Source organism: Flavivirga jejuensis, assembly GCF_030540765.1.
GTDB lineage: Bacteria > Bacteroidota > Bacteroidia > Flavobacteriales > Flavobacteriaceae > Flavivirga > Flavivirga jejuensis.
Genome location: NZ_JAUOEL010000001.1, coordinates 660,313 through 683,974 on the forward strand (window position 1 = coordinate 660,313; position 23,662 = coordinate 683,974).

19 protein-coding genes and 1 tRNA gene are annotated in these 23,662 nt (G+C 34.3%); 18 read left to right on the forward strand and 2 right to left on the reverse strand.

The window, feature by feature from the left end:
* Positions 1 to 80 precede the first annotated feature (80 nt).
* The gene (locus tag Q4Q40_RS02915) at positions 81 to 1,469 is read right to left on the reverse strand and encodes a dipeptidase (protein WP_303300188.1); all 1,389 of its coding nucleotides are present in this window, start codon (positions 1,467 to 1,469) and stop codon (positions 81 to 83) included.
* Between the two features lie 340 nt (positions 1,470 to 1,809).
* Between Q4Q40_RS02915 and Q4Q40_RS02920 the strand changes: the two genes are divergently transcribed.
* From Q4Q40_RS02920 to Q4Q40_RS02990, 15 genes are all read left to right on the forward strand, one after another.
* A tRNA-Leu gene (locus Q4Q40_RS02920) sits at positions 1,810 to 1,891 on the forward strand.
* Between the two features lie 221 nt (positions 1,892 to 2,112).
* Positions 2,113 to 3,144, forward strand: a complete 1,032-nt coding sequence (locus Q4Q40_RS02925; RefSeq protein WP_303300191.1) for a hypothetical protein — start codon at positions 2,113 to 2,115, stop codon at positions 3,142 to 3,144.
* 283 nt (positions 3,145 to 3,427) lie between these two features.
* Positions 3,428 to 4,555: a helix-turn-helix domain-containing protein gene (locus Q4Q40_RS02930; RefSeq protein WP_303300192.1), complete on the forward strand. Its 1,128-nt coding sequence runs from the start codon at positions 3,428 to 3,430 to the stop codon at positions 4,553 to 4,555.
* Positions 4,556 to 4,653: 98 nt separating this feature from the next.
* On the forward strand, positions 4,654 to 7,056 hold the full coding sequence (locus tag Q4Q40_RS02935) for a TonB-dependent receptor (protein WP_303300194.1): 2,403 nt from the start codon (positions 4,654 to 4,656) through the stop codon (positions 7,054 to 7,056).
* A 4-nt stretch (positions 7,057 to 7,060) separates the two neighbouring features.
* Entirely contained in the window at positions 7,061 to 7,903 is an 843-nt protein-coding gene (locus Q4Q40_RS02940) for a DUF4249 domain-containing protein (RefSeq protein ID WP_303300195.1), read from the forward strand.
* A 7-nt stretch (positions 7,904 to 7,910) separates the two neighbouring features.
* Entirely contained in the window at positions 7,911 to 8,168 is a 258-nt protein-coding gene (locus tag Q4Q40_RS02945) for a hypothetical protein (protein ID WP_303300196.1), read from the forward strand.
* A 90-nt stretch (positions 8,169 to 8,258) separates the two neighbouring features.
* Positions 8,259 to 8,567 carry a hypothetical protein gene (locus Q4Q40_RS02950; RefSeq protein ID WP_303300197.1) on the forward strand — a complete coding sequence of 103 codons (309 nt, stop codon included), beginning with the start codon at positions 8,259 to 8,261 and terminating at the stop codon, positions 8,565 to 8,567.
* Positions 8,568 to 9,196: 629 nt separating this feature from the next.
* Entirely contained in the window at positions 9,197 to 9,676 is a 480-nt protein-coding gene (locus Q4Q40_RS02955) for a UCP032817 domain-containing protein (protein WP_303300198.1), read from the forward strand.
* Between the two features lie 2 nt (positions 9,677 to 9,678).
* On the forward strand, positions 9,679 to 10,599 hold the full coding sequence (locus Q4Q40_RS02960; protein WP_303300199.1) for a hypothetical protein: 921 nt from the start codon (positions 9,679 to 9,681) through the stop codon (positions 10,597 to 10,599).
* Positions 10,600 to 10,621: 22 nt separating this feature from the next.
* On the forward strand, positions 10,622 to 13,000 hold the full coding sequence (locus Q4Q40_RS02965) for a TonB-dependent receptor (RefSeq protein WP_303300200.1): 2,379 nt from the start codon (positions 10,622 to 10,624) through the stop codon (positions 12,998 to 13,000).
* Between the two features lie 29 nt (positions 13,001 to 13,029).
* Positions 13,030 to 14,247 (forward strand): DUF4374 domain-containing protein, encoded by a 1,218-nt coding sequence (locus Q4Q40_RS02970; RefSeq protein WP_303300201.1) that lies wholly within the window; start codon positions 13,030 to 13,032, stop codon positions 14,245 to 14,247.
* 11 nt (positions 14,248 to 14,258) lie between these two features.
* Entirely contained in the window at positions 14,259 to 14,960 is a 702-nt protein-coding gene (locus Q4Q40_RS02975; RefSeq protein ID WP_303300202.1) for an ABC transporter ATP-binding protein, read from the forward strand.
* A 1-nt stretch (position 14,961) separates the two neighbouring features.
* Entirely contained in the window at positions 14,962 to 16,386 is a 1,425-nt protein-coding gene (locus Q4Q40_RS02980) for an ABC transporter permease (protein ID WP_303300203.1), read from the forward strand.
* Between the two features lies 1 nt (position 16,387).
* Positions 16,388 to 17,812 (forward strand): DUF3526 domain-containing protein, encoded by a 1,425-nt coding sequence (locus Q4Q40_RS02985; protein WP_303300205.1) that lies wholly within the window; start codon positions 16,388 to 16,390, stop codon positions 17,810 to 17,812.
* Positions 17,813 to 17,870: 58 nt separating this feature from the next.
* On the forward strand, positions 17,871 to 19,217 hold the full coding sequence (locus Q4Q40_RS02990) for an MATE family efflux transporter (RefSeq protein WP_303300206.1): 1,347 nt from the start codon (positions 17,871 to 17,873) through the stop codon (positions 19,215 to 19,217).
* Between the two features lie 19 nt (positions 19,218 to 19,236).
* Here Q4Q40_RS02990 and Q4Q40_RS02995 read toward each other — a convergent pair whose 3' ends face one another.
* Positions 19,237 to 19,845 (reverse strand): class I SAM-dependent methyltransferase, encoded by a 609-nt coding sequence (locus tag Q4Q40_RS02995; protein ID WP_303300207.1) that lies wholly within the window; start codon positions 19,843 to 19,845, stop codon positions 19,237 to 19,239.
* Between the two features lie 427 nt (positions 19,846 to 20,272).
* Here Q4Q40_RS02995 and Q4Q40_RS03000 point away from each other — a divergent pair, with 427 nt between their 5' ends.
* From Q4Q40_RS03000 to Q4Q40_RS03010, 3 genes are all read left to right on the forward strand, one after another.
* On the forward strand, positions 20,273 to 20,515 hold the full coding sequence (locus tag Q4Q40_RS03000) for a hypothetical protein (protein WP_303300208.1): 243 nt from the start codon (positions 20,273 to 20,275) through the stop codon (positions 20,513 to 20,515).
* Positions 20,516 to 20,875: 360 nt separating this feature from the next.
* Positions 20,876 to 22,075, forward strand: a complete 1,200-nt coding sequence (locus Q4Q40_RS03005) for a GTP-binding protein (RefSeq protein WP_303300209.1) — start codon at positions 20,876 to 20,878, stop codon at positions 22,073 to 22,075.
* Positions 22,076 to 22,232: 157 nt separating this feature from the next.
* On the forward strand, positions 22,233 to 23,648 hold the full coding sequence (locus Q4Q40_RS03010) for an alkaline phosphatase (protein WP_303300210.1): 1,416 nt from the start codon (positions 22,233 to 22,235) through the stop codon (positions 23,646 to 23,648).
* Positions 23,649 to 23,662 lie beyond the last annotated feature (14 nt).

The following is a 23,662-nucleotide window of genomic DNA, read 5'->3' on the forward strand; positions in this document are numbered from 1 at the left end:
TGCGTTAGAGATTAGAGCTTAGATTATACGTCTTAGATAATGTATTCTTTTGTTTTTTGAAAAAGATTGCAACACCCAAATTATTTAGATAATTCAGTGAAATATTTATAAAATAAAGGAATAGTTTCAATACCTTTTAAATAATTAAAAACTCCAAAATGCTCGTTTGGTGAGTGAATAGCATCACTATCTAAACCAAAGCCCATGAGAATGGTTTTACTTTTTAGTTCTTGTTCAAAAAGAGACACAATAGGAATACTACCACCACTACGTTGTGGAATAGGCGTTTTGCCAAAAGTATCTTGGTATGCTTTACTTGCTGCTTTATAACCAAGACTGTTTATAGGCGTTACATAACCTTGACCGCCATGATGAGGAGTTACTTTTACAGTAACACCTTTAGGAGCTATACTTTCGAAATGACTTGTGAATAATTGAGTGATCTCTTCCCAATCCTGATGCGGTACTAAACGCATGGATATTTTAGCATACGCTTTACTCGCGATTACGGTTTTAGCACCTTCGCCAGTATAACCACCCCAAATACCATTAACATCTAAAGTAGGGCGGATGGCATTACGTTCGTTGGTCGTATATCCAGTTTCACCATAGACATCGTTTATATCCAAGGCTTTTTTATAATCATCTAAACTAAACGGTGCTTTTGCCATTTCGGCACGTTCTTCCTTAGATAACACTTCTACTTTATCGTAAAATCCAGGAATAGTAATATGATTGTTTTCGTCATGCAGTGATGCGATCATTTTAGTTAAAACGTTTATTGGATTTGCTACAGCGCCTCCATACAAGCCAGAATGCAGATCGCGGTTTGGTCCTGTAACTTCTACTTCTACATAGCTTAATCCGCGTAAACCTGTGGTAATAGAAGGTACATCCTGTGCGATCATACCAGTATCAGAAATAAGAATGACATCATTTTTTAGTTTTTCCTGATTTTCTTTTACAAAAATAGCCAGATTAGAGCTGCCTACTTCTTCTTCACCTTCAATCATAAACTTTACATTGCACGGTAGTTGGTCTGTAGAGGTCATAAACTCCATAGCTTTAACATGCATATACATTTGACCTTTGTCATCACACGCACCACGGGCAAAAATGGCGCCCTCAGGATGTAATGCCGTTTTTTTAATTACAGGCTCAAAAGGTGGTGAATTCCAAAGATCTAATGGATCTGGAGGTTGCACATCGTAATGTCCGTAAACCAATACAGTAGGTAGGTTTTTGTCAATAATCTTTTCGCCATAAACAATAGGGTATCCGTCTGTTGTACATATCTCAACTGTATCGCATCCAGCTTTTTCCAAGCTAAGTTTTATAGCTTCTGCTGTTTTTAAAACATCATTTCTATAAGCAGAATCGGCACTTATAGATGGTATTTTAAGGAGTTCTATTAATTCATTTAGAAACCGATCTTTATTTTCTTTTATATAAGATTGAATATGAGTCATGAAGAGCTAGTTGTTAGTATTTATTGTTTTTCAATGGATATAATTCGATCACAATCTAAATGTTTAATACGCATGTGATCATTCTTTAGTGTATAAAAACTTTTACAATGAAATAGTTTCGGTCAAAAATATAAAAAAAGAATGTTTTTAATGGTTAATATCAATTTGATTATAAAATACCTATAGATAACAAGTTGTTTTTTTATTAAATAACGCTATGCATGACATAATAATGGAAGTTATGAATGAAAAATAAAAGGGTATGAATAAATTTATTTTATAATTAATTTTGTGTTCGAGTTTGCAATTTAAAAATGTTGTTTATATTTGCAGTCCTTTAGCGGGCGTGGTGGAATTGGTAGACACGCTAGACTTAGGATCTAGTGCCTCGCGGTGTGGGAGTTCGAGTCTCCCCGCCCGCACATTTTAAACTACTTGAATGTAGTTAAAAGCTTCTCAGAAATGAGAAGCTTTTTTTGTACAGGTGCAATATAGGTACAACATTTCTCTTTTTTTATTAATATATTATTTTTAGAATCAAACAGTATCATTTAGTTTGTTATAAAATCATATTTCAAATAAAAACCAGTTGTTAAAAACAATTAGTTTTGTAAATTTGTTTTTCACATAGATTAGATAACTAATGAAAAACCTACTTAGAATTCACCTATTTACCTTAATCGCAATACTTTTTAGTTGTAAGTCAAACGATGATTTAAAAGAAGTTTCAGAAAGTTCATATTATGATTTAGGAAACCTCCCAAGTATTGTTAATGATGTTGAATGGCCACTTGAACCAAAAATCACAGAACAGAGGGAGGTGACGACCAACGCCGAATTCCAAGAGGTTAGTTCTATCAACGGTATATCTGCAAAAATAGCTTCGGGAATTTATAACGGTGTCAATATTTCTTGTGATGATTGTGAGTTTATCTTAGAAGGTGGAGCAGAAATTCAAGGTAGTTTAACCTTTACTGGTACCCGAATAAAGTGGCAAGGTGGTCTTGTCACCACGGGATCAGTTGTTATGAATAGTAATGGAGATATACTTATAGATAATTTACACTCCATAACAAATGGAGGCGAATTAAATAACTTCTCGGGTCCAGTTACAGGATGGAATCGAGTAGCCTTAATAAACTCAACTCTAGAAGTTGTTAATGGAGATTTTAGTGGTGATTGGGCATTATTTATTCAGGGAAAGAATGGAACTGACTTTAGAGGCAGGAATTTTATTCTGGCCAATGTTCGTTTGGAGTCCAACGCACAAAATAATAGATTTCAATCCATTCAAAATTTGGTAGTTGTTGACTCATATTTTAATTCCAATATAAATGCTAAAAACGGATTACGGATTCATCAAGGCTGTGAAGACGTTTATATGAGAAATGTAATTATTGTTGGAGCTAACACCAATTCAGGTGAAGAGACCCAAATCACCAATGGTGTATTTGAGCGAGTTACCAGATATAACGATGTAAACAATCATTTTTCAAACGGAATAGGTTTTAATACAGTCAATGTCACCATAAATGACTCACAATGTTATACGACATCTCTAAATGATTTAGGGGTGCAACCAGCACTTGGGGTAGCAACTGGTAGTAATCCAAATATGATGGCTTGGGATGGTACGACTGTGCCTGATGCTTCAAATGTGGGAGCGAATCATTGATAACCTGAAAGAAAATTAAAAACAACAAAAATTGATTCATAAAAAAATAATGAAAAACTACAGATTGAATTGCGAGAATTGAACGGTAGCAGAAATTTAACACTTTCAGTGAAACCTTAAGAAAAAACTAAGAGTATTTTACAAGCAGTTTCATTATTATTGTTTCATATGTAACAAAATGTTAGATAATTAAAAAACCTGTATTGTCTGATGGATAACCTATGTAATTCATTTAGTATAGGTTTGTTTGTGTTTAAGTATATCTATCAAAAAAATATTAGGAGTGAATTTAATTTTAGATTTTATTTTAATTAGTGGTATCACAGTAATAGGCATTATTTTGTTTTTATTGATAAAATCAAAGCAGAAACAATTATCACAAAAAATATTAATTATCTTCTTTGTATTTCTTTTATTCACTTCTGTTTTTACTTATGCTAGTTTTCACAACATAATCTGGCTATTTCGCACAACCTTTGTTCCAAATGATGTTACCACTTTAATGATTGGACCACTATTGTATTTGTATATAAAATCGTTATTCTTGGAGCAAAAAAATCTAGTAAAAAATACACTAAAACATTTTGTTCCAGCAGTAATATCATTAATATTTATTGCAATACCTACATTAGTATTTAGTATGTCTAAGTTAGATGTACTGTCGTATGTGATTTCGGAATTCATTGTTGTTATCATCAAATTAGAAGATGTTTATTTAATACTATATCTCATTCTTTCATTACAATTATTGTCAAAATATAGAAATGCATTAAAAGATAACTATTCAAACTTGTCTAAGTATGATTATAAATGGATAAAAATAATGTTGACAGGTGCATTATTCATTATTAGTGTTGATTCTATTATTAGAATATATGAGCTTTTATATGATGACTCTATTTGGTATCAAGAATATTTAATTATTGCGGCAATGCTTATTCTCGTTATTTATTTGGGATACTATGGCATAAATCAGTCAAAAGTTTTATTGCCGGATTTCTTGTTGAATAAGAATAAACCAATTATTCACAAATCAAAAGAAATCTCTTTATCCAATACTAAAAAGGAGGAATTTGAACAATTACAGCAGCAGCTGGAATTCATTTTAACAACCAATAAACCATATTTGGATGAAGATTTGACATTAGGCAAATTAGCAAAACAACTTTCCACAACGGATAAAAAACTTTCCATAGTATTAAATCAGTATATACATACTTCATTTTTTGATTTAATAAATAAACACCGTGTGGAAGCTATAAAGGAAAGAATCAAGTTAGACACTTGTAAAAAATACACTCTTTTTGGTATTGCCTGCGAATGTGGTTTTAAGTCAAGAACAAGTTTTAATAGAATCTTTAAAAAGGAAACAGGTTTTTCTCCTTCAGAATACAAAAAAAAGCATTTATAGTTTTTTTACGCATAGAATTGCACCAATGCTTCCATTGGTCAATTTAAATGGTTTAAAATCGATTGTTTTGCAAGTCATCACAATCAATTAAAAAACATATGTCTGAAAACTTAAGAACCTACAAAAACAATCAAAAAAAACTTCTATTTTACTTGTTATTCTTACTTATAAGCCCTGTGCTAACAGCACAAACGTATACGTTAAGTGGTTCTATCACTGACAAGAGCAATGGTGAATCTTTATTTGGTGCTTCAATTTTTTTAAAAGGAACAACCATTGGCGTTGTAACTAATGAGTATGGGTTTTATTCTTTATCGGCACCTTCGGGAGAGTATACCTTGGTTGTTTCTTACATGGGGTATACTGAAATCAATAAGGAACTATCTCTTACAGAAAACCAAAAAATAGACTTTGAAATTGTTGAACTAACTGCTCAATTAGATGAAGTTATAGTGATGGCAGAAGAACCAGAACGTACAAATCTTCGAAAACCAGAAATGAGTGTATCAAAAGTCAATATAAAGACAGTTAAAAAAATGCCTGTAGTCTTGGGTGAGGTAGACGTTATTAAGTCTCTACAAACACTTCCTGGAGTGACCAATAATGGAGAGGGTTCTGCTGGATTTAATATTAGAGGTGGTGCTGCTGACCAAAATTTAGTCTTATTGGATGAGGCTATTATTTACAACACTTCTCATCTATTGGGGTATTTTTCCATTTTTAATGCAGATGCCATAAAAGACATGAAGCTGTACAAAGGAGGAATTCCAGCACGATTTGGAGGTAGGACTTCCTCTGTTTTAAATGTACGTCAAAAAGAAGGTAACACTAAAAAAATTGCCCTCACAGGTGGAATTGGTGTCATTTCTGGAAGGCTGGCTGCAGAAGGACCTGTTTTTGCAGATAGAGGCTCGTTTTTAATAGCTGGAAGGTCATCTTACGCTCATCTTTTTTTGAATACTGAAGCAGGAGAAAATAGTGCTAATTTTTATGACCTTAATCTTAAAACAAATTATAAGTTAAATAAAAACAATAAACTGTTTTTATCAGGATATTTTGGTCGAGATGCATTTAATTTTGGGTCTAGCTTTAAAAGTAGTTATGGAAACTTATCTGGTAATTTGCGATGGAATCATATTTTTAATAATAAGCTATTTTCTAACCTATCCATTATATATAGCAAATATGATTATGATATTAGAGTCGTCAGTAACCAACTTGATTGGGTTTCCTCAATTAATAATTACAACCTAAAGTATGATTTCAAATACTATTTAAATAATCAGTATAAGTTAGATTTTGGTGTAAGTGGTATCTACTATGATTTTGACCCAGGTCAGATACGACCCACTTCCGAGACTTCAGCAGTTAATCCATTGTCACTAGACCAAAAAAGAGCTTTTGAAAGAGCATTTTATGTTGGAATCGAACACAAATTAACGAATAGATTAACGGCACTTTATGGCTTAAGATATAGTTTCTTTAGTAGGTTGGGTGGGCAAGCTTTGGTTAATTATGCCAACAACCAGCCAGTGGTTTACAATGATGAATTAGAGGTATACCAGAACGGAACTACCATTGGAGAGACCAACTATAATAACGACGAAACGATAGAGAGCTATGGCAACCTAGAACCTAGACTGGCATTGGCTTATCAACTAAATGAGTCTTCATCGGTTAAAGCAGGTTATTCACGTACAGCCCAATACATTCATCTATTATCCAATACAGTTTCTATATCTCCATTAGATGTTTGGGCGCCAAGTGGCAAATACATAAAGCCACAATTATCGAATCAGTTTGCCTTTGGTTATTTTAAGAATTTCAAAGATAAAATTTACTCTCTCGAGGTAGAGACATATTATAAAACTACTGAAAATAGAATGGATTTCATTGATGGTTCAAATATTATTGGACAGAATACCATTGAAACAGAAATATTGAATGGAGAATCCCGAGCTTACGGGCTAGAGTTTTTACTACGTAAAAACGAAGGTGATTTTACAGGGTGGTTTGCCTATACCTTGTCTAAGTCAGAACAGCGAACACAGGGTAGAAATGCCAGAGAACCTGGAATAAATAATGGAAACTGGTATAATACTCCACATGATAGAACTCATGATTTTTCCCTAACAGGAGCATACAAACTAAATGAAAAGTGGAGTTTTGGAGGTAATCTGATATTTCAAACCGGCCGCCCTGTAACCTATCCTAATGAGCAATATTCATATGAAGGGCAATCCATTGCAAATTACTCCGATAGAAACTCAGATAGATTGACACCCTATCATAGACTAGATATTTCAGCTACTTACAGACCAAACGAAAAGAGAAACAGGCAATGGAAAGGAGAATGGGTCTTTGGTATATATAATGTCTATAATCGTAAAAATGCAGCTGCAATTTCTTTTGGACAAAATATTGAAACAGGAGTAAACGAAGCCACAAGAACCGCAGTTTTTGGCATAATACCATCAGTAACCTACAACTTTAAATTTTAAGAAAATGAATACCTATATAAAAACGATACTCCTTTTTACTTTTCTTGTATTAACTTCATGTGAAGATGTAATTGAAATTGAATTGCAAAGTGTTCCTCCAAAATTGGTAATTGAGGCCTCTTTGGATTGGGAGAAAAATACTTTGGGCAATGAACAAATGATAAGATTAAGCACATCTACTCCATATTTTGATACAGCTACGAATACATTTGTTACTGGTGCTTCAGTAAAAGTTATTAATAATAGCAACAACACTGAATTTATTTTTGAAGACCAGAATAATGGCGATTACTTGACTTCTGATTTTGTTCCAATCATTAATCAGTCTTATACCCTTGAAATTATATATAATGGAGAGTATTATTCAGCTACCGAAACCTTAATCCCCGTTGTTGATATTTCTGGAATTACACAATCAAGAAATAGAGGGTTTGATGAAGAAGTACTTGAAGTGAATGTTAATTTCAATGATCCAGTTGAAAAAGGTAATTATTATCTTTTTCGATATTGGGAAGATGGAGATTTACTGGTTAGGCTTGATGGTCTAAAGGATGAATTTACAAACGGAAATCCTTTTAGTTGGTATTTTGAAAAAATTGAGGACGAGGATAATGGTGTCGAGGAATTTGTATCTGGAGATCTGGTTTTTATAGATTTCTTCGGGATTTCTAAAGGATATTATAACTATATAAACGTATTAACACAGCAAACAGGTGGGGTTAGCCTTTTTGGAACTATACCTGTTCCATTAAAAGGGAATTGTATTAACTTGGACAATCCAGATAACGATGCGTATGGGTATTTTAGACTGACCCAAGTTATTAGGAGTGCCTATACCTTTCAATAAAATAGTTATGAAGAATGGATGTTATTTAGGATTAAAAACAAGATGCAATCTCTTTGTGATTAGAACGATTTTTTTATGTTTAATTCTTTTTTCAGTAGTTAGAATAGATGCCCAAGAAGAAAAGGTTGATAGAAATGATATTGCCATACCTGAATCCAAGTTGACACTTCATGATTTTGCATATCCTATAGATTTATTTAACAAGGAACAGCATTCAAATTTTGTATTCCGTTATAAAATAAAATCAAAGATTTTAGCGGGCTAAAAGCAATCACAGGTATTAGTTGTTTTTTTAGCATTTCTTTAACAATTATTTAAACCCATTATTGATTTTATTTAATAATTTTAACAATTAATGAAAACAAGTCGCATTAAGCATTGTCTTACTTATTTGCTCCTTGTCATTTTTCTTATAATGAAAATGGCAGGGCTTCATGCCTTGTTACATACAGACGATAAAGATCATGCGCTACATTGTGTTGTTTGCGACCATGCCCTCGCAGATACCTTAACTCCAGCAATTACTCCTAGTCTACAAGATTTTAAAATTGAAAATACTGAACCAATAGTTCAGAGAGAGATAATTAAAAACTACAATTTTATTATCTCAAGCACTATTGCTACAAATCAGCTCTTTTCCCGTCCTCCTCCTTTTTTACTATAAGAGTTTCAATTACATTTTAGTCCTATTAAAGTAAAGAGTTTTCGGACTCAACAAAGTCTCATTTAGAATACTGACTCTAAATGAACACGCATAATGTAAATGAGGAATTTGCATCTTGTCTTTGCTCTATAAATAAGAGAAAGAGGATGTGAATTTCAAAACTCTTCCCATACTTCAATTCTATTTTGATGATCTAATTTGCTTTTACGACGATAAACGCAAAATAAGATAATAATCAAATATGGACATTCAAAGAATCCCTATGGAGTTCGTTTAAATTTTCTCAATTAACTAAATGTTTTTTTGAAAATTTTAGATGATATCTATTATTAGGTATACATATCCTAATATATAAATGTTTTTACATGCTTAAAAATGTTGCAACGAAAGGGGAAACCGAAAACCTTGTAAATAGAGTAGGTGTAACTTTAAAATACTGTAGTTATGAAAACTAAGGAATCTATGATTTCAGAAATTCTGACTAATAAGGCAAAGCAACCTAGCGGAAGTACGCATTGTAGCAATTGCGGGCACTGCTCCAGCACCTTATAGTACCAGAATTATAGCGGTAGGATTTAATCCTACCGCTATTTAAAACATAATATAAAACAGTAAAAACCGCCCAGAATATGAACCAAATTATTGAAGACCAATTGGTCAAGCTCTTATCCTTTACAGATGAGAATGTTATATCAAGGTTTATGGATATGTATGATGTCCCAGAAACCGAAGCCCAAGATATCCTTTTGGAAACCCTGAAGTTTTTGTATATAAGTCAAATCCCAGGGATTTTCATTCCAGATGACCTATTAATCGTGGACGAGATGTGGCACAACCTCATTTTGTTTACTCCCCTTTACCATAAATTCAGCATGGAATATTTTAACACTCCCTACTTCCATCATCTTCCTGCCACAAAAGCGGAAAAAAAACAAAGAAAAGAGGATATGAGAATCGATCCCGATAAGGCCAAAAAAAAGTATCTCAAAAAACTGGAATTTCTCTTGTCCACTACTTACGATTATTTCGGAGCGGAAACAGTTGAGAAATGGTTCAAAGTATATCCAGAAAAATACAGTAAAGAAAATATTAAAAAATTGAGAACATAAGAATGAGCATTTTCCCTAAAAGAACCATCCCAGGCAAAACAATAACTATACACTGGAATTTCAACACATCACATTTAAATGGTACTCACTTATACCCATTGGTAAAAATCGGAGTAAAAGATCCCAAAGGCAATGTTACTATGCTCTTTGAAGAGCATGTTATCGCTTTTCCAGACCAAAAGGAAAGTAAGAAGGAATCGCTTCAAAAGTTAAAATATTTGAACAAGAATATTCCACTGTTAGTACTAGCGGATTATCTTGAAGGATCTTGTAAGCGGGAAAAATTAGTTGAAATTTTGACCAATATTCAAGCTGGTCGTCATTATTATTTCACTTATACCATTCCCTTTGATGGACCATTGGGTAAATACTCTCTAATTTCAGAAGTTCATAATAATGGAAATGTAAAATATTCCAAGACTCGTCTCGACGATCATTTTTGGGTAGAAAAAATTTCGCTTGTCAATGTAACAGGAAAAGGAAAAAACAGAACTGCCGTAATCTGTAACCACTCAGAAGAACGGACTCCAATAAAAATAGTTAGATGTTCTATTGATTTCAATAGTCATATGGAAACCGAAATAGAGGCTTTTGAAATAAATTCAAAGGAAACCAAAACTATTTCAATTTCTGAAGAAAAAGTCTTTTTACTCTACAATGAAGAACGAGAAATAGTGGCTTTGACAGAAGAGATGCCTGTTTATCTAATAAGAAATCATGAAATATTATCCATCAGTAAGAAAAACGGATTGGACTGCCTTATGGAAAAGGATCGTGATGGAGCCTATTGGCTTTCCCCAGAAGCCAAAAATCTATGGGATAAAGCAGATGGATTACTCAATAAAAATAGCTTATCCGAAAAAGAAAAAGATGTATTAAAAGAAATGGAGGAACAGGGGCTCATAAAGCAAACTAGACTATAATGTTTAAAATCAATACAAAATAATGCATCCATATTCTATAAAGAAACTAAATATCAGAAGCTCTATAAAAATCGCATATGCATGCTTTTTAAGTTTATTCGCGAGCTGCTTCCTTTATTCTCAAAATGGAGAAATCTTAGGGGTGGTAACAGATGAGCAAGAAGCTCCCTTACTTGGGGCTCATATTCAAATAATTGAACTAAATAAAAGAACCATTACGAATGAAAAGGGGACTTTCAGTTTCGATAAACTTTCCGATGGAAAATACAACTTAGAGGTTTCCTATATAGGCTTCGAAACAATTTATTACACCATTGATATTTCAATAAAAAAGCCTAAGATTCAAATTAATATCAGTTTGAAACCTCAACAGAGTCAACTTGACGAAGTAACGCTCGTGGGAAAATCAAAAACCCAGCGGCTAAGAGAAAGTACGGCCAATGTATCGGTATTGCAAATGGAAAAGTTTCGTGATAGAAATACAAATACTAGTGACATCGTGAAACAGATTTCGGGTGTAAATGTTCGCCAAACAGGTGGTTTTGGGAGTAGTACTGAAATTTATGTGAACGGAATGACTGGAAAGTCTATCCCCTTTTTTTTAGATGGGATTCCACTATCCTATTTTGGTTCAGGACTAGGGTTGAACGTATTACCAGCTAACTTAATAGAGCAGATCGAGGTTTACAAAGGAGTTGTACCTGTAGATCTAGGTGCAGATGCTCTTGGAGGAGGCGTTAATGTTATTACTAGAAAATCTTATTCAGACTACTTAGACATTTCCTATTCTGGAGGATCATTCAATAGCCATAAAGCAAACCTAAACACACAATGGATAAACCCCGATAACCATTGGCTGTTCGGGATGCATTCATTTTTCAATCATTCCGATAATAATTATAAGGTAGATATTGAGATCCCCGATGAATTCGGAAATCCAATTCCAACGACTGTCAAACGTTTTCATGATAAATTTTCTAACTATCTCGTTAATTTTTACACAGGAGTTTATGACAAAGATTATGCTGATCGTTTAGTTTTTAGCGCACGTTATTCAGGTCTTGAAGATGATGTTCAGCACAATGCTATTATGGCTCAGCCTTACGGGCAAGTAACCTATGATGAATCAACTCTAGGAGCCTCTTTAGAATATGAAAAAAAGAAGGTTCTAAAGAAAATGGATGTAAAATGGTACAGTGCCTATAATCGTACCCGAAGTCATTTTATCGATACCACACTAAATGTATACACTTGGGATGGTAAAATATATGATAGACGTACAGATGGTGGAGAGATTTCCACCTCTCGTAATCTTTTAGAGCTTACCTCTCAGAATGCCTTGAATCGGGTTAACCTAAACTACCATCTCTGGGAGAAAGGAAAATTCACCTTGAACATTTTTACCGCATGGTTCAGAAGGATAGGAGAAGATCCTGTTGCGTCCGAATTTTATGGAGAGGATTTTTTCGCCAACCCAACCCGCCTTTTTAAGAATGCTATTGGGCTTTCCTATAAACATAGTTTTTCACAGAATTTAACAAGCTATACAGCCGTTAAGCATTTTTGGTTGGATGCAGATGGATACGCTATACAAAATCTTGAATTTGTTCCCAACCAACAAGAAGCATTCAATTTTGGTTTTCTCCAGTCGTTACGTTATCGTATTACAAACTTTTTTCTATTAAAATCTTCCTATGAATATGCAACCAGACTTCCTGATGAAATTGAGCTTTTTGGGGATTTTACATTAGTAAGACCTAACCCGTTCTTGGAGCCAGAACAAAGTCACAATTTCAATTTTGAATTTCAACTAAATACCCAAAAGTTCAACTGGGACACCAATCTTTTTTACCGTGATACAGATAATGTTATCTGGTTGCGAACCTCCCAGTTTTATGCCCAATACCAAAATCTATTAAGGTCACGTACTCTTGGTGTGGATATGGAATTGCGCTATCGCCCATTCAATTTTCTGGATATAAAGGCAAATGCTACTTATCAAGATTTGAGAAACCGTTCACCCAAAAACATTACAGGAGCTGTAGATGATCGCTACTTCAACGCAAGACTTCCCAATATCCCTTATTTTTTTGGGAATGGTGAAATACGCTATCACAAAAGCGAATTCCTAAATACAAAAAACAGTATTTCGGCTTGGTGGTCTGCAAATTATGTCAATGAATTTTATCTTTTTTGGGCTGTGGACGGGAACAAAGACTTCAAAAACACAATCCCATCTCAATTTATCCAAAATGTGGGGGCTACTTTTTCTCATCCAAAAAACCGATGGGCTATTACCGCAGAGATTACTAATATGCTTAACAAAAAAGTTTTTGACAACTTTAACGTTCAACGGCCAGGCCAGGCTTTTTACATAACTATTAGAACTTTTATTAATTAAAATACTAACATTAAATACACTAAAGAAAAATGAAAAGACAATTTTTAAAAAAAATTACAGCACTATTTTTTTATACTTTTTTAATGCTTGCCATAATGGGATGCAGCGATAATGATAGTCCAAATCCAGAAAACGAAACCGATCCAGTGGCAATAAATTTTGGACTTACAACAGTAAGCGGTGCATGGCCCAACCAGACTTCGTACATTCAAGGTGTAACGGATTTGGACTTTTCAACCATAGGAAACGAAAAGGCATTGGAATTGACTGGAAGTGCAGGTACGGTCTCATACAAAGGCGCATTGTATGCATCACCTTTTGGTGCACCCGCAACCCTAGTAAAATATTCGTTTAACGATGATGAAGATACTGTTGAGGAAGAACGGATTGTAGTACCTGGAGCGAATACCTTTTCCACCATTTATTTTGAAAGTGAAACCGTAGCCTATGGGTCTCTTGCAGGCGGTATTTCTAAACTTATCATTTTTAACCCAACTACAATGCGCATTACTGATGAAGTTTCGTTAACATCTGTTACAAGCAGATTTCCTGAAGCTACACGAACGTATTATCTGGATATGATGGAACGTGATGAAAAATTATTTATGGGCGTACACTACGAGAACAACTTCGTTCCCGTAAACGATTCAGCCTATGTTGCAGTAATCGATTTAAATAATCGAGCTGTAGAAAAAGTAATCGCTGACCATAGAACTGGAATGGTATTCGGTGGTCAGGCAGCAAATGCAGGAATGATTAAAGCATCTAATGGTGATATTTATGTCCAAGGCTTGGGGACTACTATGAATGATGGTAACAGCCCAAGTGGTTTATTGAAAATACCTAATGGACAGACTTCTTTTGACCCCGATTATTTTATGGATATGCAAGATACTACAGGCAATGTATGTTATGGAATCTATCAAATGCCAAATGGCAGAGCCTTTACCTCAAGAGTTGAGGATGCTTCCGACTTTTATGAATTTGCTACCGGACAACCACAATTCAAATATTTTGAGATAGATATAGAAAACAAATCAAGTTTGGGAGCGGTTCCAGGGCTTCCCACTACCTATGGATCCCGTAGAATGATAATTCTTCCTTATACAGATCAAAAACTACTGTTTACAACCGCTACCAATGATGAAAATGCTGTATTCAGTTTTGATATCGCTTCTAATACATCCAGTAAACTATTCACTTCTACGGGAGGATATATAACTGGATTGGAAGACCTAAATCCATAATCCTTAACAATATGTTGGAAGCTAAAGACCTCACAAAAAAGTACGGTGATTTTACTGCACTAAACACCTTGAACCTAAGCATCCGGGCTGGCGATATTTTTTGCCTGCTCGGAGCAAACGGGGCTGGAAAATCAACGACCATCAACTTGTTTTTGAACTTTATAGAACCCTCTTCAGGAAAGGCTTTCGTCAATGGTTTGGATGTGGAAAAGAATCCTCAAAAAACAAAGCAATGGCTATCTTATATTCCTGAAAATCTACAATTGTACCAAAACATGACAGGGCTTGAAAACCTTCGCTTTTTTTGTGGTCTTCAAGGAGGTAATCAAGATAAGGAAGAATTGGAAGCTTTATTAATACAATCGGGCTTGCAAAAAGATTTTGTTCTAAAAAGGGTGAGTAGCTATTCTAAAGGAATGCGACAAAAAGTAGGTATTGCTTTGGCAAGGGCAAGGGGGGCTAAAATATTGCTTTTAGATGAGCCTACATCTGGGTTAGATCCCAAAGCAAGCAATGAATTTTCCGAACTTTTACTCGAAATGAAAGAACAAAAAGTAGCTACTTTAATGGCTACCCATGACCTTTTTAGAGCCAAGGATACAGGAACACATATAGGGATTATGAAAGAAGGGGTCTTGGTTGATAAGATGGAATCGGGTCAAGTTTCTTTTCATGATTTAGAACAAAAATATCTAAGACACATGCACACATAGTATGAAACGTCAAGTTTTTTTAATTGCAGGAAAGGAACTTAAAGGTATGGCAAGACAAAACTCTTTAAAAATTTTGTTTGTCATCATTATAATGCTCCTAGGATTTGCACTCTATGCTGGGTATATTGCTTACAAACAGCAAAGAATCATGGTAGACACAGCTCAAAAAGAAAGAAGAGCTGAATGGTTAGATCAAGGAAATAAACACCCTCATATTGCCGCACACTATGGTACTTATGTTTTTAAACCGAAGACGCTTCTTAGTCTTTTTGATTTTGGATTGGACACCTATACAGGGACATCTATTTACTTAGAGGCACATTATCCCCATGAATTTATGTTCAGACCTGTACAAGGATACGGCAATATGATTCGTTTCGGGGAATTAAGTGCTGCCTTAGTACTTCAATTGTTATTGCCGCTTCTCATCATATTCATTACTTTTCAAACTTTTACTAAGGAAAAGGAAACAGGAACCCTGAAATTATTGGTCAGTCAAGGAGTTTCAATAAGATCTATTTATTTGGGTAAGGTCTTGGCTTATACCCTAATTGTTTTTACCATAATGGTTCCGTTCTTTACAGGTTTATATATAGTGGGAGTGATTGAAAAAACTAGTTCTGTGATAAGTAATATGGGATTACGCATCTTACTTCTCTTTTCTGTATACATTGGATATTTGTGGGCTTTTACAAATTTTTCAGTTTGGATATCCCTTAAGTCTTCGAGTGCAAGAAACGCTCTTTTAACTTTATTGATATTCTGGATTACAACTGGAATTATTATACCAAAAACTTCTGCCAATCTTGGCGAAACCTTACACCCCTTGCCATCCACGAAAACATATAAGGAAAGTATACAGCATGATATTGAAAATGGCATGAGTCCTAATGATACCAAGGAAAAAAGAATGGCAAGGCTAAAAAAAGATTATTTACAAGAGTATGGGGTTGATTCTCTTAATCAACTGCCTTTGAATTTTGGAGGAATACAGATGCAGGAAGGAGAAGAATATGCCAATAAAGTGTATGATTTCCATGATGCAGCCCTTTACGAAAAATTCGAACTTCAAAACAGAGCGGGAAGCTTAATGGGATTTATTGCGCCTTATATAGCTGTAAGGAACCTTTCCATGGCATTTGCAGCAACTGATTGGTATAGTTTTAATGATTTTCAAGAAAAGACTAACACCTATCGACGTCATCTCATACGTACCATGAACAATGATATGGCTAAGAACTCACGGTATGGGGAATTTTATGAATATAAAGCAGGAAGGAACTTATGGGAAACCATATCAGATTTCAAGTACCTAACACCTAAAGTGACCATGATCTTCAAATACTATTGGATGGAACTTGCTTCATTGTCCCTTTGGGTTTTGATAATGTTCATTCTAATTCCTTCTTCCTCAAAAACAAATTAATATGAAATTGATTTTATTATTATGGCAACGCGAAGGTATCTCGATTGTTAGAAATACTTTTCAAATGATAATGTTGGTCACCATTTTTTTATTAGGTATGTATGCCATCTATTATGGGTATTCCAAAATAACAGATCAACATAAGACAATCAAGAACGTCGAACATATTGAGAGGAATGAATTTGAACGCTATAAAAATAGTTTTTATAGTGACCATACGACAGTTAAGGAGAAACAACTATTCGATATAGCTTCAAATCCCGCTTATGCATGGTATCGGCATGGGTATCATGCCATCTTACACCCTCATAGCTTGGCTCACATGTCTTTAGGTCAAAGAGATATAGAGCCTTATTACTACAAATTGACTGGAACGAGCCTGTACTACCAGTTATTTCAAAGTGAGTTGGCCAATCCCCTAAAACTCTATGTTGGAAATTTTGATATGTCCTTTGTACTTATTTACTTGTTTCCCTTGCTTATAATAGCCTTTACCTATGGATTATATACAGAAGAAAAGGAAAATGGAATGCTGCCTCTACTAAGGTTGCAAACCATAGGGTTAAGAAAAATACTCTTGATCAGAATTGCTTTTTATTATATCTTGATTGTCGGGTTGGGAATTCTTTTGTCTTCAATTGGCTTTTTTGTTTCTTCAGAAGTGGACATTTTGACCATCTCCTTATGGCTATCAGTCGTTTTATGCTATCTCAGTTTTTGGTTTGCTTTGATGTTCTTCTTAATCAGTCTTAAAAAAAATTCTTCTTTGACCGCTATTAGTGCTGCTAGCCTATGGCTACTTTTTCTAATTGTTCTACCAGCTGTGTTGAATGTATATGCAAACATTATGTATCCTATAGACAACACATCACTGGCCGATGTTACCCGAAGAAGAAGTCTTGAAAACGAAGAGGACTTGGACGAAGCCAAAGCAGTAGTACTTGAATACTTACAGAATCGTAACGACTTAAAGGGTGTAGATTCGCTTCTTAACGTAAATATCATGGCCAAAGCCTACGCTGCTTTTACGGCACTAAATGATAACCATCATAGAAAAGAAGTGTCGGACTATTTTAACCAAATTATGCTAAGGCAAAAGAGGATTTCATTATTTCGTTGGGCAAATCCAGCAGTAAATACGCAAGAAATTCTTAATGAAATTGTTGAATCAGATTCTGAAATTTTTCAATCCTTTTACCTATCAATTGAGAGCTTTCACAAGGATATTACCAGCTTTTATGTTGATAAACTGTTTTTGAACAAAGAAATAACAAGTAAGGACTACGAAACGCTTCCTAAATTCAATTTAAAAACCGATAGCCAAGATAGAAACCAAAAAATCAGGAATGGTTTAATAGAAGTTATGGTCACCACTTTTTTGCTTTTTAGTTTATCATGGATTCTTTTCAACAAAACTACTTTCTGAAAGGATATTTAAAATTTGATATATAAATGCATTCCTATAAAATTTACAATACGAAAACTTGAAAAAAAAGCCAGACTTCATTAATGACAACCTTTGGAAACTTTTATTGAAGCTTTCTGTGCCCAGCATTTTAGGAATGATGGTGATATCAATCAATGGACTCGTTGATATATTTTACACAAGTTATTTTATAGGAAGGGAAGCTTTTACGGGAATATCCATGTTGTTTCCCTTAATGTTGGTTGTTACCAGTGTCACCGTTTTGGTAGCAGCGGGTTCTGCATCTGTCCTTAGTAGAGCCATAGGTTCAAATCAGGTCGAAGTCCAGAAAAAAATCATCCCCAATATGATGGCTCTATCTCTTATCGGAGCAACTGTTGTCACTATCCCAGGAATCATTTTTTCCAAAGAAATAGTTTCTGTATTGGGAATCTCAGGAGAATTATTCACCTACGCTTTGGAGTATTATAAGATATACATTTTGGGAGCACTATTCAGCATTTATGGATTATCGGCCAACGGTTTGATACGGGCTGAGGGTAAAATAGAACAGGCTATGCGTTTTACGTTGGTTTCTGTAATTCTAAACCTTCTGCTAACACCTATATTCATTGGTGTTTTGCATATGGGTGTCGCAGGTGCTGCATGGAGTAGTATCGCAGCTATGTTCCTATACAGCTTATTGACATCCTTATATTTTATATTAGGAAAAGCAACATTTAATACGGGGCGTTTCCGAATAAGGCTGGAATACACAATCCTCAAAAATGTTTTAAGCATTGGGTTTTCTGCTTTTTCAATGCAATTGTCCAATTTATTCAGGCAATTTCTACTGTTCAGATTAGTGGTTTTATATGGAACTCTCGAGGCTATGGCCTTTTTTAATGCTGCTTTTAGATTGTTCACTTTTTTGGCTATTCCTCTTTTAGGACTTTACCAATCCATGCAACCGATTATTGGAATCAATTATGGCGCTAATAAATCACATAGATGCCTAAAAGGAGTGTATATCTATAGATTAGTAGGGATTGCGCTTGGTATAGTATTGATAATTCCTATACTGGCTTTCCCAGAGACTATTATCAATATTATATTGCCAAATAAAGCGCTTAATGAAACTGAAATTTTTAATATAAGGATGATAATGGGAATCTTACTGGTTATTCCAATATCTTCTAGTAGCATAATTCTATTTCAATCAATAGGGGAAGCAAAATTGGCTACTTTGTTACCCATTGGGCGTCAACTGTTCCTATTTGTGCCTATTGTATTGATTCTAACCAAATATTTCGGCATTGAAGGTATATACTATGGCCTTGCTTTAGAAAATGTGCTTTATGCATTCGTTCTATGGATTATATCCAGAAAAATACTTCAACGGATAGCATTAAAAGCGGGGCTTTAAATACAATGATTTTCTCTTGCTATTTTGTAGAATGGTATTTTTTTGCAACAACGTGAAAAACATGCCAAAACTTTTCTTTACCAGACAAGGTCTTCCCATTTTTTACAGTTTCCTCGAAATATAATAATTCAAAACCTTTAAATAACCTTTTTACGGCTTGCAGATTATGGAAGGTCATATCGCTATTAGAACTCCATGAATCTTTTGGCCCAAAAAAGTGTCCACAAAAAAAACCTTCGGGATTGATGCAACCTACGATATTAGACCAAAGTCTTTCAAATTGATGCGGAAGACAAAAAGGCAAGGAAAAAGAAGCGTTGACCAAATCAACAGAAGAGAGTTCGTCTAAACTTTCGAAAGACGAATTTTGAAAATTTAATCGTTCTAGGTAGTTAGAATTTATATTCTTTTGTAGATGTTGAAAAGAGTTAGGATCCTTGTCTATCGCCAGTACATTAAACCCTTTTTCTAACATAGCTAAAGTGTCTATACCGTTACCACATCCCAAATCAATGGCCTTAAATTTCTTTAAACTATCTTTACTAGATATGAAGTTTAAAGTTTGACTCAATGTATAAGCAGGAGGATGTTTTTCTTTATTTATTTTATCATAATGTGTTTTCCACATCTCTCAATTCTTCTAATGAGAAACAAAGATAATGAAGTAATCCCTTTTAATGTAATTCTATGAACTGTTCTAGAACACTACATTTTTGAATCTTTAAGATATTTGCCCTCATTCATAACTCTACCAGACTAGCTAGAGTTTATTTAGAAAAAAACTCCTCATGAAATTCTATATAAACCCGATTAGTAGTAGTTTTTTCAAATTCCTAAAATTGCTTTTTTATCTATTGTACATGCATTTACTTCTGCTGTACCGCGATAAAACACAACAAAGTATCCAACAACATAAAAGCAAGTATTAATAGTTTTTATTCAGATTATATTAACATAATTTTTATGTTTATTTTAGTAAGTTTGTGTTAGTGAAAAATGGTCGGTTAAAAAATAATATTACTTATCTGTTCCTTGTCCTTTTCCTTTCAATGAAAATGATAGGGCTTCATGCGTTATTACATATAGATGATAAGGACCATGCTATACATTGTAGTGTTTGTGACTATACCATTGTATATAACTTAACCCCCAAACTCACTCCCGATTCTCAGGATTTTACAATTGAAAACCCTGAATTTTCTACTCGAAGAGAAAGTATAAAAAACTACAATTTTATTGCCTCAAGTAACCTTGCTTCTGGTCAGTTTTTTTCTCGTCCCCCACCTTCTTTACTATAAGTTTCCTTTTCAACTTTAATAAGTAAAGAAAAAGTTACATTCCATATTTTTTACTTTGTGTTAGTCTTTAAGAGGGCAATGTGCCTCATTAAATACAAATCTGCGATTTATATAATATCGGATTTTAATAACTTATATGTTCATGATTGTACTTCTGTATATCTATGGACACGGGATTCTATTAGTGTTTTAAATTTTCTAAAAGCAGAACTTATTTCAAGGTTTGTTTTAGAAATAATCCTGTGTGAACTTTTGTGATTCAAAAGGTCTTACATCTCTTTGCTTTTGATTTAAAATGCATACTGTTAATAGAAAGCTGTAAACATAATGTTTGCTCCATAAATAATAATAACAAAATAAATGAAAAAACTACCTGTAACCGTTTTAAGTGGCTTTTTAGGTGCTGGAAAAACCACGTTGCTAAACCATATACTACACAACAAAGAAGGATTAAAAGTAGCTGTAATCGTCAATGACATGAGTGAGGTGAATATTGATGCTCAGTTCATTGAAAATGAAAATACACTCTCTAGAACTGAAGAAAAGTTAGTTGAAATGTCTAACGGTTGTATTTGCTGTACCCTTCGGGAAGATCTTATGATTGAAGTGGAAAAACTAGCTACCCAAAACAAATTCGATTACTTATTAATAGAAAGTACAGGGATTAGCGAACCTATTCCTGTTGCTCAGACCTTTACTTTTGAAAGTGAAGATGAGGGCATCGATTTAAGTCGCTTTAGTTATATAGACACCATGGTAACTGTTGTAGATGCTTTAAATTTTTTAAAAGATTTTTCCAGTCTGGACTATCTTACTACACGAGCTCTTACAAACCTGGAAGGTGACAATAGAACCATTGTTAATTTACTAACCGATCAAATTGAATTTGCCAACGTTATCATCATCAATAAAATTGACTTAGTAACTGGGGAACAGCTTAAGGAACTTCAGACCATTATTCAAAAACTAAATCCCGAAGCTCGTATTATTCCAGCCAACGAATCAAAGGTTGAACTAAAAAGTGTCATCAATACAGGGGTATTCGATTACGAAACAGTCGAGGCTTCTGCTGGCTGGATAAAAGAACTTGAAAATGAGCACACCCCTGAAACCGAAGAATATGGTATAAACTCTTTTGTTTTCAGGAGTAAAAAACCTTTTCATCCCGATCGTTTTTTAAAATACCTAGATACAGGTTTTCCTCAAAATATTATTAGGAGCAAGGGTTTATTTTGGTTGGCATCAAGATCAGATCAAGCTTTGGTATGGAGCACGGCAGGAGGTTCTTTCAAAGCTGATAATGCTGGAGTTTGGTGGGCATCCATGTCTTATGGTGAGCGAATTAATTACGCTGCCTTCAATGAAAATAAAAACCAAATTGAATCAGGATGGGATGCTTTATACGGAGACCGAAAAATTGAACTGGTCTTTATTGGACAATACCTGGAAAAAGAAAAAGTCATAACCCAATTGAATGATTGTTTGCTTACAGACAACGAAGCACAGCTATGGAAAAAACAATTATTCCCTCAAGAAGATCAATGGCCAATAGAGCAATAACATATGGAATTCTACAAAATTTAAGATGATACAAACAGATAATCTCACATTTCATTATAAAAAAAGGGAACCTACTTTCTGCTTCTCTAATAATTATATCCTGACAGGATGTACAGGCCAACTTATTAATTTAAAAAACTTGTAACACAAGATTAAAATGAACAGAAGAAAATTTTTTAAAAACGGATCGCTACTCACTCTAGGAACAACTTTATTACATCCTTTCAGTGGTATGGCCAACACTATTCAATATGATACTGAAGGTAAAAACAAAAAAGCAAAGAACATTATCATGATTGTAAGCGATGGCATGAGTACTGGCACCTTAAACATGACCGATCTTCACCTTTCAAGAAAGACAGGCAAATGCTCTAACTGGTTACAACTATACAAAGATAATAGAGTAAACAGAGCCTTAATGGATATGGCTTCTGCAAGTTCTATTGTCACAGACTCTGCCGCAGCAAGTTCTTCTTGGGGAGGCGGAGTGCGTATTAATAACGGTTCCTTGAATGTAAGTGAAAATGGAGAAGAACATCTTCCTATTTGGCAAAAATTTAAAAAAGTAGGTAAAAAGGCAGGTTGCGTTACTACAGTTCCCATCACCCATGCTACTCCAGCTGGTTTTTGTATAAACTCCAAGTCCAGAAATGCCCAAGAAGAAATAGCCGAAAAGTATTTAGAACAAAAATTTGATGTTATGATGGGTGGTGGGAATAATTACTTTTCTCCAGAAAAGAGAAAAGATAAAAAAGATATGTACAAAGCGTTTGCATCAAACGGATATGAAGTGGTCAAGACAAGAAACGACATGTTTTCTGCTTCAATTGATAAACCCATTTTAGGTGTATTTGAAGATAAAGGCCTTCCTTATTCGATTGATAGAGAAAATAACAAAGAATTACTTCAAAAAGTTCCCTCGCTTGCCGAAATGACCAAAAAAGCTATTGAAGCTATGAAAGATCACCCTATGGGTTTTGTGTTACAGGTAGAGGCAGGAAAAGTAGACTGGGCTGCACATGGTAACGATATAACGGGGCTTATTTATGACCAAGTAGCTCACGACGAAGCTATACAAGTAGCCATGGATTTTGCAAATCAAGACGGGCAAACACTAATCATAATGGCTACAGATCATGGCAATGCGAACCCAGGGATTATTTATGGAAAAGAAGCAAATGATAATTTTGATTCCATTCAAGGATATAGCCACAGCAATGAATGGATTTTAAATGGTATTGGAAAAGAAACGTCCATATCTCAAATAAAAGAAAGGGTACACTATGCCAATAATTTTGCACTTACTGATGAAGAATGTAAGCAATTATTAAACTATTATACCAATCTACAAACAGAAAAAGGTCTTTACAATCCGAAGCATCTTCCTTTTAAGATTTTGGCCGAAATCCAGAAACAGTATAATTCCGTGGGTTGGATAAGCATGCACCATTCTGCCGATTATGTGGAATTGGCTCTATACGGTTCAGGAAGTCATCTCCTAAAACCCTTCATTAAAAATACCGATTTACATTACCTCATGCTTGAAGCGGCTGAAATAGAAAACAAATTTTAAAAACATTCATCTAT

Bases quoted from the DNA above. Each gene is read 5' to 3' on its own strand.
- Q4Q40_RS02945 (WP_303300196.1), top strand. From the start codon at position 7,911: ATGAAGAATGGATGTTATTTAGGATTAAAAACAAGATGCAATCTCTTT.
- Q4Q40_RS03010 (WP_303300210.1), top strand. From the start codon at position 22,233: ATGAACAGAAGAAAATTTTTTAAAAACGGATCGCTACTCACTCTAGGA.
- Q4Q40_RS02955 (WP_303300198.1), top strand. From the start codon at position 9,197: ATGAACCAAATTATTGAAGACCAATTGGTCAAGCTCTTATCCTTTACA.
- Q4Q40_RS02965 (WP_303300200.1), top strand. From the start codon at position 10,622: ATGCATCCATATTCTATAAAGAAACTAAATATCAGAAGCTCTATAAAA.
- Q4Q40_RS02980 (WP_303300203.1), top strand. From the start codon at position 14,962: ATGAAACGTCAAGTTTTTTTAATTGCAGGAAAGGAACTTAAAGGTATG.
- Q4Q40_RS02925 (WP_303300191.1), top strand. From the start codon at position 2,113: ATGAAAAACCTACTTAGAATTCACCTATTTACCTTAATCGCAATACTT.
- Q4Q40_RS02975 (WP_303300202.1), top strand. From the start codon at position 14,259: ATGTTGGAAGCTAAAGACCTCACAAAAAAGTACGGTGATTTTACTGCA.
- Q4Q40_RS02985 (WP_303300205.1), top strand. From the start codon at position 16,388: ATGAAATTGATTTTATTATTATGGCAACGCGAAGGTATCTCGATTGTT.
- Q4Q40_RS02915 (WP_303300188.1), bottom strand. From the start codon at position 1,469: ATGACTCATATTCAATCTTATATAAAAGAAAATAAAGATCGGTTTCTA.
- Q4Q40_RS02970 (WP_303300201.1), top strand. From the start codon at position 13,030: ATGAAAAGACAATTTTTAAAAAAAATTACAGCACTATTTTTTTATACT.
- Q4Q40_RS02950 (WP_303300197.1), top strand. From the start codon at position 8,259: ATGAAAACAAGTCGCATTAAGCATTGTCTTACTTATTTGCTCCTTGTC.
- Q4Q40_RS03005 (WP_303300209.1), top strand. From the start codon at position 20,876: ATGAAAAAACTACCTGTAACCGTTTTAAGTGGCTTTTTAGGTGCTGGA.
- Q4Q40_RS02935 (WP_303300194.1), top strand. From the start codon at position 4,654: ATGTCTGAAAACTTAAGAACCTACAAAAACAATCAAAAAAAACTTCTA.
- Q4Q40_RS03000 (WP_303300208.1), top strand. From the start codon at position 20,273: ATGATAGGGCTTCATGCGTTATTACATATAGATGATAAGGACCATGCT.
- Q4Q40_RS02940 (WP_303300195.1), top strand. From the start codon at position 7,061: ATGAATACCTATATAAAAACGATACTCCTTTTTACTTTTCTTGTATTA.
- Q4Q40_RS02995 (WP_303300207.1), bottom strand. From the start codon at position 19,845: ATGTGGAAAACACATTATGATAAAATAAATAAAGAAAAACATCCTCCT.
- Q4Q40_RS02960 (WP_303300199.1), top strand. From the start codon at position 9,679: ATGAGCATTTTCCCTAAAAGAACCATCCCAGGCAAAACAATAACTATA.